Here is a 316-nt window from a genome sequence, read left to right as displayed (position 1 = left end):
CCCGTTTCGGCTGTTATTCACCATGCCATGGGATGTGTGTTCATGACGGCAGGATGAATATAGGGTTATTCTAATTCAACTTTGTAGAATTTACAACAACTTTATTGAATTATATTCTCCAAGGTTTATTATCAGACCAGAAACCGCGAATTTCCAATTGTGCAAGGGGCAAATCATGCGATATTGGAAAGCAAGAGCCAGAACGGGCCTAGCTTGCGAAGCGAGGGCGCGGGGCGAGCGGGCGAGGCATGGATCGTGGCGGGGTGCGGCGCAGGGGCGAGCGGGGGACCGGGAGTGCGGGGCGTTTGGATCAGGC

The sequence above is a fragment of the Paenibacillus sp. 598K genome (assembly GCF_003851045.1).
GTDB lineage: Bacteria > Bacillota > Bacilli > Paenibacillales > Paenibacillaceae > Paenibacillus_D.
This window is presented reverse-complemented; position numbering follows the sequence as displayed.